This is a genomic window from Desulfobulbus alkaliphilus (assembly GCF_016918545.1).
Lineage (GTDB): Bacteria > Desulfobacterota > Desulfobulbia > Desulfobulbales > Desulfobulbaceae > Desulfobulbus > Desulfobulbus alkaliphilus.
Genome location: NZ_JAFFQC010000034.1, coordinates 22,123 through 37,591 on the forward strand (window position 1 = coordinate 22,123; position 15,469 = coordinate 37,591).

Here is a 15,469-nt window from a genome sequence, read left to right on the forward strand (position 1 = left end):
GAATTCTATTTGTAATTCAAGACCTGACCCTGAATCATCTTCCTTGCTCTTGATACTATTTATTGGTATGTTTAATGTATTGGAATGTTACACTTCATGCGAAAGTCAGAAAAGCTATTCCCAAGCTGCCGAAACGAGTCCGTGATACACTCGCTCTTCTTCTGAAGGAGATAGAGTTGACCGGGCCTGTAAAGGGCAACTGGCCGAATTATGGCAAGCTTGGAAAAGACCTGCACCATTGCCACCTCAAGAAAGGTCAACCAACCTATGTGGCCGTGTGGCAAATGATGGACAAGGAGATTCGATTGATCGAGGTTATCTATGTTGGCACCCACGAAAAAGCCCCATACTGAAACCGTTCTGCGGTTCAAAGGGCCGAAGAGCAAGACCGACGAGGCTATCAAGGCCCTGAACGAAATGGGATTCACTCCCATGGATGAACCGGAAGCCGCTCCCTGGCAAGAGGCTTTCCCGGAATTGCAGGAGAATGCGCCCGGCACCTACCTTACCGGAGCACGGCACCGCGAAGGGTTGACGCAACGCCAGCTTGCAGACAGGACCGGCATCCCCCAGCGGCATATCAGTGAAATGGAGAACGGCAAACGGCCTATTGGTAAGGAAACCGCCAAAAAGTTGGCGGATGTATTGGAAGTGGATTACCGGGTGTTTTTATAAACCATATTTTCAAGCACGAGAAGTGTATCGGACTTGCTTAGAAAAAGCTTACAAAATCACATCAAAGAGAAACAGCCACTCATCGACCGAACGATAAGTGGCTGTTTTCATTGGCACGCCCGGAGGGATTCGAACCCCCGACCACCGGATTCGAAGTCCGATGCTCTATCCAGCTGAGCTACAGGCGCAATGATCGGTGCGGCAGGTGCATACCGTAGATGGATGCACAGTTGAGGTGGTGCTGCCTCGTAAAGGTTGCGGACGCGCATCATACCCGGAAAGAAACCCCGACGTCAAGCCTGTCTCCATGAAGCAGGGAAAAATTGATCAGGCAAGCAGAGTTGGTGGTTCCGGGCTGCCGGAGCGCAGAGCGGTGATCAACCGCTGGGGATCGATGTACACGGCAAGCCGGTGGCGGTTGGCTTCGAGAATCGGCAGTGCTTTTGCGGCTATTTTCTCAGCGGCCGCGAAAAAACCGTTTTCCCGTTTGATGTACACCCCGGCGGCCCGGATCATGGCTTGCAAAAAAGCCTTTTCTTCTCCTGCCGCATGCAGCCAGGCATGTTCGAGGATTTCATGGACCTCGAAAAACAGTCCTGCATCCCACAAGACCAGCCCCTGCCAGAGAGGATCCTTTGGTTGCGGAACCAGACGATCGAGAACAGCCGCGTAGCGGGCCAGCCGCTCTTCGATATAGAGCCGGTAGCAGGGAGCAGGGTTGGCGGCCAGATAACGGTTCGCGACTTCCCGGGCCGGGTCCAGCCGCTGTTCACGCAGACAGTGGACCAGTGCTTCGGATAAATCATTGCGAATGTCCCGGCTGAGACGATCACGGAAGGGGTCGAATACTTGATTAATCATTTGTCTTTCCTGGGATTGATCGGTACCATCGGTGCTTTGAACCTGAATCCGTGATGGCTGTACGCTTGTTTTGGATATATCTTGCTGTAAGCATAGTATAATTACAGCTAAACCCTTGAAAAGAACTTTCACCAGCCGCCCTTCGGGGCATCCGTCCGCACGCCATCTTCATTGCCCGTAACCGTCCGATAAAGTCTACTTTAAGAACGGCCACGAACAACGAAGCTGACGCACGGACTAACGCTCACGGATTCAGGTTGAAGAACTGATGACATTTCGGGATTTCGGAGATCTCTTTATCTTTTCAAACCAACAGCAAACCACAAGGAACCGGAAAATGAAACTGTGCCGTCGTCTTTTCGGATTGTCCGAGACCATTTCTGGTCAACCAGAGGCGGACAAGGAGACCGTTGTCGCCGCCGCCGCGGGAAATCGTTTCCTTTCCAGGTCGATCTGTTGTTCCCTAACCGCTGCTCATCCCGCATGCGCCTGATTCATACCTCCGACTGGCACCTGGGCCACCGCTTTCACGGACGACAGCGCCATGAGGAGCAAGGACGCTTCCTCGACTGGCTGGCCGATCTGATCGAAACGGAACAATTCGATGCGTTACTGGTAGCCGGTGATGTTTTTGATACCACCACCCCGGGAAGCCGGGCCCAATCACTTTATTATCGCTTTCTCCACCGATTGGCCGGCAGTTCCTGCCGCCATGTGGTCATCATCGGCGGCAATCATGACTCGCCCGCCCTGCTGGAAGCTCCACGCGATCTGCTGCACCAATTGAGTATCCACGTGGTGGGGGCGGTGGACACCAGTGTCCACAAAGAAATTCTCATCCTCAGGGACGCCGACAATCAACCTGAACTCCTCGTTTGCGCGGTCCCCTTTCTCCGCGACCGTGATATCCGTCTGGCCGCTGCGGGTGAAACCCTGGAAGAAAAAGGGCAGCAGCAACTGGAGGGTATCCGGGAGCATTACCGGCAGATCTGCCTGGAAGCCGAGCAGCAGCGTCAGCAGCTCGACCCTGCCCCGCCCCTTGTGGTTATGGGCCATCTTTTTGTGGCCGGGGGGAAAACCATGGAAGGCGATGGGGTCCGCGATCTGGCCATCGGCGGGTTAAGCCGGATCGATGGTGGCGCCTTTGCAGACAGTATCGACTACCTGGCCCTGGGTCATCTCCACCTTGGCCAGCTGGTGGCCGGGTGTGCGACCCGGCGATATTGCGGCGCCCCTTTGCCCATGAGCTTCAAGGAAGCCAGTCAATGCAAACAGATCCTTGCCGTCACCTGCGCTGGCCGGACGGTGACAGTGGAACCGATCCCTGTGCCCATCTTCCAGCCGCTAGCCTCCCTGCGCGGGGACCGGGATGCCCTGTTGCAGGGCATGGAACAGTTGAAAGCGGCCGGCAGTACGGCCTGGGTCGAACTCCAATACGAGGGGGAAGAGGTCCTTCCCAACCTGCGCCAGCAGATGGAGGATGCGGTGGAGGACTCGGGCCTGACCATTCTTCGTATCCGCAACAGCCGTATCTATGATTTTGCCCTCCAGCAGGCCCGGGAAGCGGAATCTCTGGACGACCTGACGGTCATGGAGGTCTTTGAGCGCTGCCTGGACAGCGGAGGGATCGAGGCAACGCAGCGACCATTGCTCCGCGAAGCCTTGACGGAGATCATCGAGACCCTGGATGAAGAGGACAGCGAAACACCAGCGGCAAGGAACAGCTCTTGAGACACAAGCGATCACAGGCACCCCATCTTTGCACGGACGCAACTGCCCGCATAGAAGGGCTATAGCGGGCAGCCACGTCTGCACAAATCTGGCGCACCTGTGATCGCTTACCATACACCTGGATCCGTGAGCGTTCATCCGTGCGTCAGCTTTGTTGTCCGTAACCGTTCGATTAAAGTAAACTTTATCGAACGGTTACGGGCAATAAAGATGGCGTGCAGACGGACGCCCCGAAGGGCGGCGGGTGAAGGCGTTTTATGAAAAATGTATCTACACTTAATACCCTGATTACAGACAAATATATCCAGAACAAGAAGCTCGCCGTCACGGATTCAGGATACAGGAATGTTGTAAAATATACAGGTACAAAACCACGTGATCGGTAACCATGAAAATCCTTGCCATCCGTTTCCGCAATCTCAATTCCCTGGCCGGTTCCTGGTGGATCGATTTCACCGCCCCCGAATACACGACTGCCGGCATTTTTGCGATAACCGGACCCACTGGCGCGGGAAAATCCACCCTTCTCGATGCCATCTGCCTGGCCCTGTTCGGCCGGACCCCGAGACTTGGGCCGATCACCAAGGGAAGTAACGAGATCATGTCCCGCCGGACCGGAGACTGCTTTGCCGAGGTGGAGTTTGCAACCCGGCAAGGCAGGTTCCGTTGTCATTGGGGTCAGCATCGGGCCCATCGCCGTCCGGACGGCGAATTGCAATCGTCCAGGCATGAGATCGTGGACGCCCGTACCGGCTCGATCCTGGAAACAAAAAGCCGCGAGGTAGCCCGCCGGGTGGAACAGGTCACGGGCATGGATTACGATCGTTTTACCCGCTCGATCCTCCTGGCTCAGGGAAGCTTTGCCGCCTTTCTCGAGGCAGATCCCGATCAGCGGGCCCCGATCCTTGAGCAAATTACCGGGACCGGCATCTACTCGAGGATTTCCATTGCCGTGCATGAGCGGGTCAGTGAAGAGCGAAAGAAAACAGCCCTTCTGCGTGAGGCCATGGGTGCCATCCCCTTGCTGAGCGCGGAAGAGGAAGCAGCACTGACCACCCGGATCGAAGCAGAGTCGCGCCGCGGGATTGAGATCCAACAACAACTCGCTGCCCTGAGTGAGGCCCTGCACCGGATCAGGACCATCGAAACACTCCGGGAAATGATCAAGAACACGGAACAACTGCAGCAGGATCTGGAACAGCGCCGGCAGCAGGCGCGCGAGGATCTGCTTCGTTACGAGCGCGATCTGCGCGCGCAGACGCTGATTGAGAAATACACCGAGCTGCAGCACCTGCAGCAACGGGCAGCCGCCCTTGAGGCCGGGAATCAGGATCTGCGCACCCGGCTGCAACACCTGTGTGCCGAGCAGAAGACCGTGGCCGATGATCATGCCCGGGCCATGGAGCAACGACAGCAGGCCGTCACAGCCCTCGAGCAAGAAAATGAGCAGATCAAAATCGTTCGCGCCCTTGACCTGCGCCTCCATGAAAAAAGGAAAAGCCGCAGACAGGTCGATGCCGCAGTCCTGACCACCGAGAAGACATCCCAGGAGCACCAGCAACGCCGGCTGGCCCTGGATCGGCAAAAGACAACGGTAACTCATCGGCTGGAGCAACTGGACACCTTTTTCCAGGAGCACGGGCACGACCATCTTCTCCTTGAACACCTGACCGGATTCCGTCAGCAACTGCTGCAACTGCATGAAACGGAAAACAATCGCCTGCAACTGGAACAAAGCCTGGAACAAAAACAACGCATCCAGCGTGATGCGCTGAACCGCGGCATTGGTGTACGCCATGAGGAGGAAAAAGCCCGTGGCGTCCTGACCGCGCTCAAACAGCGCCTGGATACCCTGGTGGAGCGGTGCGCAATCCTCGAGGATGGTGCCCCGCTGGATACCTGGCGCATCCGAATCGATCAGAGTGAACAACGGCTGCGGCAGCTGGAAAAAGTCACTGAACTCCTCGCCCGGCAGACTACTCTTCGCCAGGAGCAGACAGCAGGGAGCCATGCGCTTGCCCAGGCACGGGAGCAGAAAAAAAACCTGCGCCGGGAGGTGGAGGAGCGCGAGGATCAGCGACGAAACAGCCAGCAACGAGTGCTGGAACTGGAAAAAAAAGAACGGCAGGCCAGAATAGTTCACAGCCTCGAAGAAGAACGTGGGCGCCTGGTTGACGGCAACCCATGTCCGTTGTGCGGTGCCGTGCATCATCCCTGGGCCGAGGCACACCCTGATGTCGAGGCACCCGGTACGGCACTTGATCTGGAGCGATCAAAGCTGGAGTATCTGCAGCAGACCATCGGGGAGCAGCGGGAGACCCTGGTCGCGCAAACCAAGGATATCGAGCATCTCCAGAACACCCTTGACTCGGGACGTCAACAACTCAACGGGATCGAGGAGCAGGTTGCCCCCCTGCTGCCCCTGCTGCACCTTGATCCAATCCCGGACAAAGCATCCCGGACTGAGCATCTCCTGATTCAAGCCCGCGAAGAAACGGCAACACTCCAGCAGCGCTGCCATGATCTCGCCCAGGTGGAAAAAGAGCGCCATGGGGTGCGGCAACAATACGACCAGGCACTGACCCGGCATAGCGACCTGCTCCATCGGTTGCAGACCACGGAACATGAAGAAAAGACCGCGCGCCTGGATCTTGACCGGAGCGAGGAACACATTCGGGAAACACAGGCCCGGATCAATCGGCAACGCCGGGACCTCCTGTTCCAGTTGCAACCTCTGGGCGTAACCTCCTGCCCGCCGCACCAGGCTGATCAGCTCCTGGCCGAACTGATAGCCCGCCAGACCACCTGGAAGGACCATCAACAACGCCAGGAACGGTTACGCAAGGAACAGGCCGGCTTGCAGGCGGAGCTGGACAAGGAAGACCTCGTCCTGACCAATCTCGACCAGACCCTGTCCCGGCACAAAGCCGAACGCGACACCTTGCTTCGGGAAGAAAGCGGATTGCAGCAGGAGCGGAGAGAACTCTACGGTGAACGTCTTCCCGACCTGGAGGAACAGAAATACAAACGCCTGGTCGAAACCGCGGAAGCTCGGGAAACTGAAACACGCAGTCGCTTGAACCGAATCGAACGGGACCGGCACAGCCTGGAGGAACAGCAGCGGCTCGGTGCCGCGGAACAAGAGGCTCTGCAGCCCCGAATCCGTCATCGGGAAGCCGAGTTACTCGCCAGCTTGCCGGCTCTTGGTTTTGAAAATATGGCGGAGTACCGCAACGCCCTGCTGCCAGCCAGCGATCGCGCCGCTCTCGGCAGACTGAAGCAGGAACTGGAACAGGAAGCAACCATGCTCAGCGCTCGTAAAGCAGAGCAGGCCGCGGCCCTCGCCCGAGAGGAACAGGAACATAACGAACAACAAGCGGCGGAAGATCTCCTTGCTCGACAGGAGGTGTTGGGTCGGGATCTGGAAGCGTTGCAGCAAGGCATCGGCGCGGAGCGAGATCGGCTTGCCGAGAACAGCAAACGCCGGCAGCAATGCGAACAGCGGCAACTCGCCCTGGATGCCCAGTTCTTGGAGCAGGAGCGATGGGATCTGCTCCACCAGCTGATCGGTTCGGCTGACGGTAAAAAATTCAGGGTCTTTGCCCAGGGCCTGACTTTTGAGGCCATGATCAGCCATGCCAATCGGCAACTGCAAAAAATGAACGATCGCTACATCCTGCTCCGTGACAGTAAAGAGCCCCTGGCCCTGCTGGTGATCGACACCTACCAGGCCGGCGAGATCCGATCAACCCGCAACCTCTCCGGTGGCGAAAGTTTCCTCGTCAGCCTGTCCCTGTCCCTGGGCCTGTCCGCCATGGCCAGTCACAATGTCCAGGTTGATTCGCTTTTCCTGGACGAAGGATTCGGGACTCTGGACGAAGAAGCCCTGGATATCGCGCTGCAGACGCTGGCCGGACTGCAGCAGGAGGGCAAACTGATCGGGATAATCTCCCATGTACCAATGCTGAAAGATCGGATCGAGGTCCGCATCCAGGTCCAGCCGGACCAAGGCGGCCGCAGTCGGCTGATCGGGCCGGGATGCGGTCTTTTTTCCTGAGCGCCAGAGGTCTTCAGGTGAGGAGAACCAGCAGCCAGACGAGCACAGCATGGACCAGAGCCACGAACACCGCCGCGGATCCCAGGTCCTTGGCCAGTCCGGACAATTGGTGATGATCGGTACCGATACGATTAACCACCACCTCCACCGCCGTATTGAGCAGTTCCACCAGCACCACCAGCACCACGCTGCCGACGAGCAACGCCCGCTCCACACCGCTGTCTCCAAGCCACAGGCCGAGAGGTATCAGCACCAGCGCAAGGAGCAGTTCCTGGCGAAACGCTTCTTCGTTTTTCCATGCCGCCATTAATCCGGCCTGGGAGCAGGTGATCGCCCGTATCAGTCTGGCCAGGCCCTGCCCATTCATTTTCTGCTGTTCAGTCATGCGTGTTTGCTGTGGCTCCAATGGTCCGCTGTTCAGAGTGAGGTTTCAAGGTAAAACAGGTCCTGAATCCGTGACGGCTGGACTCTTGTTTTAATATATCTTACTGTAACCATGTTTTAATTGTTGCGAAATCCTTGGCAATACCTTTCACCAGCCGCCCTTCGCGGCATCCGCTCACGGATTCAGGCAGGTGATACACGCTCACGAATCAAGAAGTGAGAGACGGTACCGAGGGTGTCGTCTCTGTGCCGCTAAGCTACACCATTTCTCCCTTCTTTTCCATGGGGTTCCGGCACGATCTCCGGTCCTGATGCAGACCCAACCATGACCGGTTCTGAAAAGAACTCTGACGGAAAATCAATTGCCGCTCTCGTCACCTTGTGGTATCAGTGAACAATGGTACTACTTCTTCCGGACCACTATCATGAATCGAGAAACTTTTTCTAAGCTCAGGGCAAAACTGGGAAAAACACAAAAAGCCCTTGCCACGCTGCTTGGGGTTTCCCTGAAAGCTGTGCAGAGTTACGAGCAGGGGTGGCGGCCCATTCCCATCCACGTCGAACGGCAGCTTTATTTTCTCCTGGTCAACCAGAGAAGAAGCGGTCGTGTCAAACGTCAGGATTGCTGGACCCTGAAAAAATGCGGACAAAAAAAAGAATGCCCGGCCTGGGAATTTCAAGCAGGGCACCTGTGCTGGTTCCTCAGCGGCACCCGGTGCCAATGCGCTGAGGATAAAACATGGAAGGACAAGATAGCCACCTGCCGTGAGTGTGATGCTCTGACTTCCCTGTTGTAGGTAATCCGCGGCACCACGCTTCTTTTTCCTGGTTTGACCATCCCACCCGTGACCGTCCACCATCCAGGCGCGTGAATTTTTCCATCTGAATCCGTGAAGGCTGGACGCTTGTTTTGGATATATCTTACTGTCATCAGATTATAATCGCAGGGAAGCCTTTGATAATAACATTCACCAGCGGCCCTTCGGGACGTCCGTCCGCACGGATCCAGACTCCAACAGGTACCGCCCCGTGATTGGCTGCATTCGTGGCTGCGGGTTTCTTCCCTGGCCGTGCCAGCGAGGCAGGGCGTCCTCTCATCAGTGACGACCTTCACCAGATAACCATACATGCGGCGGCCTGAACCCGCTCAAGATCAGTTGTCCATGTCTCTTCAACGCGTTGGCATCGCCATGAGTGGCGGAGTGGATTCCACAATGGCTGCTTCCCTGCTCCTGGGTCAGGGATATGCAGTCCACGGCTTTTTCATGATCCTGCCGCTTCCCTCTGCCGAACACCAGCGCACACGGGTGCAGGAGGTGGCAAACAAGTTGTCCCTGCCCCTGCATTTCGTCGACCTTCGCCGTCAGTTTACCGCTCAGGTGATTCGCTCTTTCATTGACAGCTATCTTGACGGACAAACACCCAACCCCTGCATGCTCTGCAATCATCACATCAAATTCGGTCTGCTTGCTGACTTCATGATGAACAAAGGCATGGATATCATCGCCACCGGTCACTATGCCCGTGTTCAACAGCATGGTCATGCCCATTTTCTTGCCCGGGGCGTCGACCGCCACAAGGACCAGTCCTATTTTCTTGCCAGAATCCCCGGCAATCTGCTGGAAAACACTCTCTTCCCTCTCGGCGAGTGGTCAAAAGATCAGGTGTACCGCAGGGCCGCGGATCTTGGTTTTCAATTCCAGGGCGAAGAAAGCCAGGATGTCTGTTTCCTGTCCCGGGGACTGTCCTCTTTTCTGACCGGACAAGGCGTCCAGGAGCAGGACGGAGCCATTGTCGACCGCTATGGTACCATTCTCGGCCGACACAAAGGCATCTGGAATTATACCATTGGTCAGCGTCGCGGTCTGGCTTTGCCGGACGCGACGCCCTGGTATGTCACCGGTCTTGACGGGGAGCACAACCGGGTCATCGTCGGTAAACACACGGATCTCTTTGTAACCGCCTGTACCGTCGAGGACCTCCAGTGGCGGGACACCTTTCCTGCATTGCCCTGGCAGGGTCTGGTGCAGGTACGTTCACGGCATACCCCGGCAGCCACGCTGATCACCGAGACCGGTCCCGGCCGCTGGCACCTTGCTTTTGATACACCGCAGCGTGCTGTCACCCCTGGTCAGTTTGCTGTCTTCTACCATGGGGACCAGGTGCTGGGCAGTGCTGTCATCGCGAGGGCTGCGAGGGAAACGGCCTGGTCATGAAAATAATTGCCATCACCACGCTTGGCTGCAAGGTCAATCAGTTCGAATCAGCCGCCTTTGCTTCGACCTTTGAAGAACGGGGCTGCCGGATCGTTCCTTTTGACAGCGATGCGGATGTATATGTCATCAACACCTGCACCGTCACCGCCAAAGCCGGTCAGCAGTCGAGGCAGATGATCCGACGAGCCCTTCGTCGCCGGTCCGAGGCCAGGGTCGTGGTCACCGGCTGCTATGCCGAAATGGACCCGGAAGGCGTACTGAACCTTGACAGCACGCCGGTCTGCGTCATCGGCAATACCTGCAAGCATCTTTTGGTGGACACCGCTCTGGCCGATCATCAGTCCGACCTGGTCATGCTGATGGGTACGATCCGGGACAGTAAAGAAATCTGTCTTCTGCCGGTACGCCGGTTCAAGGGGCGAAGCCGGGCCTATCTCCGTATTCAGGATGGTTGCGACAACTTCTGTTCCTACTGCATCGTGCCCTATACCAGGGGACGCAGCCGCAGCCTGTCCCTGGACAAGGTTCTGCAGCAGATTGAAGGGTTCAGCCAGCAAGGCTACCTGGAACTTGTGGTGACCGGCATCAACGTCGGCAAATACGGTCTCGATCTTGGCGGGGGGGAGACCGTGTACACTCTTCTGGAGCGGATCTGCCGCACTTTCCCCACGCTGCGCATTCGTCTCAGTTCCATTGAGCCAACAGAGGTGAATGAACATCTCCTCGAGTTAATGACGACCCATGCCAACTTCATGCCGCACCTGCACATCCCTCTGCAGAGCGGCGACGACGAAGTCCTGGTCCGGATGAACCGGATATACACCCGGGCCCAATTTGCCGCTGTCATCGAGGCAGTGCACCGAAACCTGCCGTCGGCAGCTATCGGGTGTGATGTACTGTGCGGGTTTCCCGGCGAATCGGAACAGGCCGCAGCCAACACCTATGATCTGTTGGCTGGCCTGCCGGTGAGCTACCTGCATGTTTTTCCCTATTCTCCACGCCCCGGCACCCTGGCCGCCGCCTTCAGTGACCAGGTGTCCGGTCCGGTAAAAACCTCTAGGATTCAGAGGTTGCGCCAGTTAGACGAGCAAAAACGACTCCATTTTTACGCACGCCATATCGGCACGATTCAACAGGTCCTGGTGGAACGTCGACATAAAAAAACCAGCCTGCTGCAGGGATTTTCCGATAATTATATCCCCCTCCTCTTTCCAGGTGCGACCCGACTTGTCCACCAGGTTGTCCCTGTCCTCATCAAAGATATGGACAAAGGTCAGCCTTTTGGAGCAATTGACGAGGCCTTCCTTGAGAAAAACCCTTAAACCGGGTACGTTGTGACCCCAGTGGTACCGTGAACCTGAATCCGTGACGGCTGGACGCTTGTTTTGGATATATTTTGCTGTAATTATAGTATAATTGCAGATAAACCCTTGATAAAAATTTTCTCCAGCCGCCCTTCGGGGCATCCGTCCGCACGCCATCTTCATTGCCCGTAACCGTCCGATAAAGAGTACTTTAATCGAACGGTCACGAACAACGAAGCTGACGCACGGACGAACGCTCACGGATTCAGGGTGAAGTGATCGACCATGCCCGCTCTGGTCTGTACCACAGGTCGGAGTATGCCTGCTCGGGGCCGGACATCCGCCGGTTTATGTTCCCCTGAGATGGTCATGGCTCCATGGAGGAGAGAGTGACGGCAAACGATGATCACCGACGTACCCCATTTTAAACGGCTGCGGCAGCCTTGCAGAGAAGCACTCCACATTCTGCCAGCCTGTTTACCCCTACCCTGGATCCGTGAGCGTGCGGACGGACACCTTCAAAGGGGGGCAGGGGGGGTGAATTGCTAAAAATTACGTCACATTTTTAAAATGATTACAGCAAATTAAACCCAAAAAAGCGCCCTGCCGTCACGGATCCAGGCCTGCATGAAGCGCTGGCTGGTACATGGACAACGAGGACAGATGCATGATCGGAGAAATAATCGCCATCGGTGACGAGCTGACCTCCGGCCGGATAAACAACACAACCAGTGGATACATTGCGCGGCAACTCTTTGCCCAGGGGCACCAGGTCAGGGCCATGCACACCATCGGTGATGCTCCCGAACTCATAGGGACCACCTTGAAAACCGCGCTGGACCGGGCTGATTTTATTATTGTTACTGGTGGATTGGGGGCAACCACCGATGACCGGACCAACGAAGCCGTGGTCCGGGCCCTTGATCTCAAAACCAGGGTGCATCCATGTGTTCAGGCCTCCATCGAGGCCCGGCAACGTCGGAATATCGGCCGGGATACAGTTCCCCTGGCCAAACTGGCACTCCTGCCGGAAGGCGCTGAGGTGCTGGACAAGGATTGTCGCATGGCCGGTTATCTGCTGCGATATGAAGGTAAACCTGTTTTTTTTCTGCCCGGTGTGCCACCACAAATGGAACTTTTGCTGCACAGCAGGGTCTTGCCTGCCCTGGAGACCTTTACCGCCACCCCTCTGGTGCCCACGCACCGGCAGATCTATCGCACCTGCGGCCTCCAGGAAATCGAGATCAACCAGCGGTTGCTGCCCCTGGAGGGGAAGAAGGATGTCCAGGTCGGGTATTACCCGGTTGGCTGTGAGGTGCATGTTACCCTGTCTCTTCCTGCCCGGGACGCTCGCCTCAGCGAATACGACTCCTTCATCAGGCAGGCGCTGGGGTTCTACCTCTTCGGGATCGGCGACGAAACCCTGGCCTTCTCCACCGGCCGGCTGCTTGAAGACCAAAGGCTCATGCTCTGTGTGGCCGAATCCTGCACCGGAGGACTTATCGGCAGCATGATTACCCAGACACCCGGCAGTTCCCGATGGTTTGCCGGAGGAGTCATAGCTTATGCCAATACCGTCAAACAGCATCTTCTCGGGGTAGATGAGGCCATATTGACCGAATTCGGCGCGGTCAGCGCGCAAACCGCCCGGGCCATGGCCATCGGTGCCGCTACCCGCCTGCAGGGTGATGTTGCGGTGGCCGCTACCGGCATTGCCGGCCCGGATGGCGGCGGTACCGATAAACCTGTGGGCACAGTGTTCCTTGGTCTTTTTTATCAGGGCAGGGTCATGGACCGGCTGTTTCACTTCAGCGGTTCCCGCCGGCATATTCAGGAACTGACCGCGTATACGGCTTTAGACTTGGTCCGCCGTACCGTGCTCGAGAGTTAACATCAGATAGCAAGGAGAATTCCATGACAGTTGGCAATGAAATAAGCGACGGCCGGTTGAAAAGCCTGGACAGCGCCATCACCCAGATCCATCGACAATTCGGCAAAGGGTCCATCATGCGGTTGGGAACCACCGAGCGCGAGACTGTCCCGGTCATTCCCACCGGTATCCTCTCGGTGGATCTTGCCCTGGGTGTCGGTGGGCTGCCGCGTGGCCGTGTCACCGAAATTTATGGGCCGGAAGCCTCGGGAAAAACCACCCTGGCCCTGCATGTCATTGCCGAGGCCCAGCGAATGGGAGGCAATGCCGCTTTCATCGATGCCGAGCACGCCCTGGATATCGCTTATGCCGAACGCTTGGGCGTGGACACCGATAACCTGCTCATTTCCCAGCCGGATTTCGGTGAACAGGCTCTGGAAATTGCCGAAATACTCATTCGCAGCGGCGGTATCGACGTGGTGGTGGTGGATTCGGTGGCCGCCCTTGTCCCCCGGGCTGAAATCGATGGCAATGTCGGCGATCATCATGTCGGGCTTCAGGCCCGCCTCATGTCCCACGCCATGCGCAAATTTACCGGTGTGCTCAGCCGCACCAACACGGTGCTCATCTTTATCAACCAGATCCGGATGAAAATCGGGGTCATGTTCGGCAGCCCGGAAACAACCACCGGCGGCAATGCCTTGAAGTTTTACAGCTCCATCCGGATTGACATTCGCAAGACCACGGCAATCAAGGAGGGCCAGGATGTCATTGGCAATCTCACCAAGGTCAAGATCGTCAAAAACAAGGTTTCCCCCCCCTTCAAGACAGCCGAATTCGACATTGTCTACGGGGAGGGTGTCTCCAAGACCGGCGACCTGCTTGATCTCGGTGTTGCCCAGGGTATAGTCGACAAAAGCGGCGCCTGGTATGCCTACCAGGACGAACGTATCGGTCAGGGTAGGGAAAACGCCAAAAAATTTCTCAAGGAACATCCGGAGGTCATGGCCAGTATCGAGCACAAACTCCGGCTCGGCTTTGGTATGGCGGTGGACACCGCGGAGACGGGTTCTTCAGATGCCCCAACCTGAGCCAAACAAAAAAGCTGGCGCACGGACACCCCGAAGGGCGGCTGGTGAAAGAGAACTGCCCATAAATATCGTCGGATTTTCTGCCCGATTACAGTAAATTAAATCAAAAACAAGAGCCCAGCCGTCACGGATTAAGGAACATATCATCACGACGGCTTCCGAGCCCGATGTTCCCTGAAAGGCACCAAGACCACCAGACCGGTGAAAAAATCGCAACAGGGGCTTACCACGCCGCGGTGAAGCCCCTGAGCAGGCAGGTCGCGCCGGATTTCCCCCTGCCTTCCCGGCTGTCGTTTTTTCCCTTGATCCATCCGGCACCAGGAAGACGCCGCAGCAACGTCTCCTCATGGTGACCCCGGCAATGCTGTTGACCATTGCCTGAACCATTGTATATGGAACTGATCATCATCGCGGCTCTGGCCGCTCATCGGGTCATCGCCTTTCAACAAGCGATACCATGGCATCTCCCCCAGGACATGGCCCATTTCAAAGCGGTCACCATGGGGCACACCCTGATCATGGGGCGGCGGACCTATACCTCCATCGGCCACCCCCTCCCCGGTCGCCGCAACATAATCGTCAGCAGCACCCTCCTGGTTCGTCCACATCCGGATAGCCTTGTTGTTCCGTCGCTTTCCGCGGCGCTGGCACACTGTCAGCAGGAAGCCAGGGTCTTCTGCATCGGCGGCGGCCAGCTGTATCGAGCCTTTCTACCAATCGCCCACTCCTTGATCCTGACCATGATTGATCTCCATGTTCAGGGCGACGTTTTTTTCCCCGATTTCTCTGACCTGCCTTTTTCCCTGGTCGCCAGCATACCTCTGACCACCGATCCCCCCTCGCGTATCGAGATCTATCAACGCACATCCCTGGATCCTTGAGCGGATGCCCCGAAGGGCGGCTGATGAAGGTTATTCATAAAGGGTTCCGCAAAATTATTCTCTAATTACAGCAAAATATTTCCAATACAAGCGTCCAGCCGTCACGGATTCAGGACATCGTGACCCCACCGAGTACAGGCACCCCACTTTTGCACGACTCTGGATCCCTACTCACCGATCCAAACCTGAATCAAGCGGGCTCTGCCACGAGAATAGCCTGGTGCATTTCAGCAAAGGAATGCTCTGTGCAATCACGCCCCGATTGTGCTACATAGTGCCTGAAAGAAAACCCCCATTTTTTACCCAACGGCGCCTCGGCGGGGTCATCGCTAATGAGAATGGTTTTCTTTCTGGTGTTGGTTTTTAGCTTTAACGCGCTAAAAATGAGAACGGTTCCCA

Annotated in this window: 14 protein-coding genes and 1 tRNA gene; 11 read left to right on the forward strand and 4 right to left on the reverse strand. The window is 56.6% G+C overall.

Translation table 11 applies throughout. The annotated features are described in order from the left end of the window. The first annotated feature begins 176 nt into the window (after positions 1–176). A complete protein-coding gene (locus JWG43_RS14670; protein WP_205243699.1) occupies positions 177–353 on the forward strand; it encodes a hypothetical protein in 177 nt (58 codons plus the stop codon). After that, on the forward strand, positions 322–675 hold the full coding sequence (locus tag JWG43_RS14675) for a helix-turn-helix domain-containing protein (protein ID WP_240193613.1): 354 nt from the start codon (positions 322–324) through the stop codon (positions 673–675). Before JWG43_RS14670 ends, JWG43_RS14675 begins: the two co-directional genes overlap by 32 nt. Positions 676–786: 111 nt before the next feature. Here JWG43_RS14675 and JWG43_RS14680 read toward each other — a convergent pair. Next, a tRNA-Arg gene (locus tag JWG43_RS14680) sits at positions 787–863 on the reverse strand. Positions 864–1,002: 139 nt separating this feature from the next. After that, the gene (locus tag JWG43_RS14685) at positions 1,003–1,536 is read right to left on the reverse strand and encodes a DUF309 domain-containing protein (RefSeq protein ID WP_205243700.1); all 534 of its coding nucleotides are present in this window, start codon (positions 1,534–1,536) and stop codon (positions 1,003–1,005) included. 337 nt (positions 1,537–1,873) lie between these two features. On the opposite strand from JWG43_RS14685, the gene JWG43_RS14690 reads away from it, so the two are divergent. The 3 genes from JWG43_RS14690 (at position 1,874) to JWG43_RS14700 (ending at position 7,324) form a co-directional block, all read left to right on the forward strand. Further along, on the forward strand, positions 1,874–2,029 hold the full coding sequence (locus JWG43_RS14690; RefSeq protein WP_205243701.1) for a hypothetical protein: 156 nt from the start codon (positions 1,874–1,876) through the stop codon (positions 2,027–2,029). Next, a complete protein-coding gene (locus tag JWG43_RS14695) occupies positions 2,020–3,267 on the forward strand; it encodes an exonuclease SbcCD subunit D C-terminal domain-containing protein (RefSeq protein WP_205243702.1) in 1,248 nt (415 codons plus the stop codon). The genes JWG43_RS14690 and JWG43_RS14695 overlap by 10 nt, the downstream gene beginning before the upstream one ends. 388 nt (positions 3,268–3,655) lie before the next feature. Next, positions 3,656–7,324 carry an AAA family ATPase gene (locus tag JWG43_RS14700; protein ID WP_205243703.1) on the forward strand — a complete coding sequence of 1,223 codons (3,669 nt, stop codon included), beginning with the start codon at positions 3,656–3,658 and terminating at the stop codon, positions 7,322–7,324. 13 nt (positions 7,325–7,337) lie between these two features. Here the strand turns inward: JWG43_RS14700 and JWG43_RS14705 are convergent, their stop codons facing one another. Beyond that, a complete protein-coding gene (locus JWG43_RS14705) occupies positions 7,338–7,709 on the reverse strand; it encodes a diacylglycerol kinase (RefSeq protein WP_205243704.1) in 372 nt (123 codons plus the stop codon). A 424-nt stretch (positions 7,710–8,133) separates the two neighbouring features. Between JWG43_RS14705 and JWG43_RS14710 the strand changes: the two genes are divergently transcribed. The 6 genes from JWG43_RS14710 (at position 8,134) to JWG43_RS14735 (ending at position 15,070) form a co-directional block, all read left to right on the forward strand. Continuing rightward, positions 8,134–8,505: a helix-turn-helix domain-containing protein gene (locus JWG43_RS14710; RefSeq protein WP_205243705.1), complete on the forward strand. Its 372-nt coding sequence runs from the start codon at positions 8,134–8,136 to the stop codon at positions 8,503–8,505. Between the two features lie 366 nt (positions 8,506–8,871). Then, positions 8,872–9,924: a tRNA 2-thiouridine(34) synthase MnmA gene (gene mnmA, locus JWG43_RS14715; protein WP_205243706.1), complete on the forward strand. Its 1,053-nt coding sequence runs from the start codon at positions 8,872–8,874 to the stop codon at positions 9,922–9,924. Next, positions 9,921–11,246 carry a tRNA (N(6)-L-threonylcarbamoyladenosine(37)-C(2))-methylthiotransferase MtaB gene (gene mtaB / locus JWG43_RS14720; RefSeq protein ID WP_205243707.1) on the forward strand — a complete coding sequence of 442 codons (1,326 nt, stop codon included), beginning with the start codon at positions 9,921–9,923 and terminating at the stop codon, positions 11,244–11,246. Before mnmA ends, mtaB begins: the two co-directional genes overlap by 4 nt. A 649-nt stretch (positions 11,247–11,895) precedes the next feature. Beyond that, positions 11,896–13,119, forward strand: a complete 1,224-nt coding sequence (locus JWG43_RS14725; protein WP_205243708.1) for a CinA family nicotinamide mononucleotide deamidase-related protein — start codon at positions 11,896–11,898, stop codon at positions 13,117–13,119. Positions 13,120–13,142: 23 nt separating this feature from the next. After that, entirely contained in the window at positions 13,143–14,189 is a 1,047-nt protein-coding gene (gene recA / locus JWG43_RS14730; protein ID WP_205243709.1) for a recombinase RecA, read from the forward strand. 392 nt (positions 14,190–14,581) lie between these two features. Next, a complete protein-coding gene (locus JWG43_RS14735) occupies positions 14,582–15,070 on the forward strand; it encodes a dihydrofolate reductase (RefSeq protein ID WP_205243710.1) in 489 nt (162 codons plus the stop codon). Positions 15,071–15,260: 190 nt separating this feature from the next. Here the strand turns inward: JWG43_RS14735 and JWG43_RS14740 are convergent. Further along, positions 15,261–15,469 (reverse strand): hypothetical protein (locus JWG43_RS14740; RefSeq protein ID WP_205243711.1); only part of this gene is annotated, 209 nt, incomplete at its 5' end.

Excerpts from the sequence above, each read along its gene's own strand:
- mtaB (WP_205243707.1), top strand. The coding sequence starts at position 9,921 with ATGAAAATAATTGCCATCACCACGCTTGGCTGCAAGGTCAATCAGTTC.
- JWG43_RS14725 (WP_205243708.1), top strand. The coding sequence starts at position 11,896 with ATGATCGGAGAAATAATCGCCATCGGTGACGAGCTGACCTCCGGCCGG.
- JWG43_RS14685 (WP_205243700.1), bottom strand. The coding sequence starts at position 1,536 with ATGATTAATCAAGTATTCGACCCCTTCCGTGATCGTCTCAGCCGGGAC.
- JWG43_RS14735 (WP_205243710.1), top strand. The coding sequence starts at position 14,582 with ATGGAACTGATCATCATCGCGGCTCTGGCCGCTCATCGGGTCATCGCC.
- recA (WP_205243709.1), top strand. The coding sequence starts at position 13,143 with ATGACAGTTGGCAATGAAATAAGCGACGGCCGGTTGAAAAGCCTGGAC.
- JWG43_RS14695 (WP_205243702.1), top strand. The coding sequence starts at position 2,020 with ATGCGCCTGATTCATACCTCCGACTGGCACCTGGGCCACCGCTTTCAC.
- mnmA (WP_205243706.1), top strand. The coding sequence starts at position 8,872 with ATGTCTCTTCAACGCGTTGGCATCGCCATGAGTGGCGGAGTGGATTCC.
- JWG43_RS14705 (WP_205243704.1), bottom strand. The coding sequence starts at position 7,709 with ATGACTGAACAGCAGAAAATGAATGGGCAGGGCCTGGCCAGACTGATA.
- JWG43_RS14710 (WP_205243705.1), top strand. The coding sequence starts at position 8,134 with ATGAATCGAGAAACTTTTTCTAAGCTCAGGGCAAAACTGGGAAAAACA.
- JWG43_RS14700 (WP_205243703.1), top strand. The coding sequence starts at position 3,656 with ATGAAAATCCTTGCCATCCGTTTCCGCAATCTCAATTCCCTGGCCGGT.
- JWG43_RS14675 (WP_240193613.1), top strand. The coding sequence starts at position 322 with ATGTTGGCACCCACGAAAAAGCCCCATACTGAAACCGTTCTGCGGTTC.
- JWG43_RS14690 (WP_205243701.1), top strand. The coding sequence starts at position 1,874 with ATGAAACTGTGCCGTCGTCTTTTCGGATTGTCCGAGACCATTTCTGGT.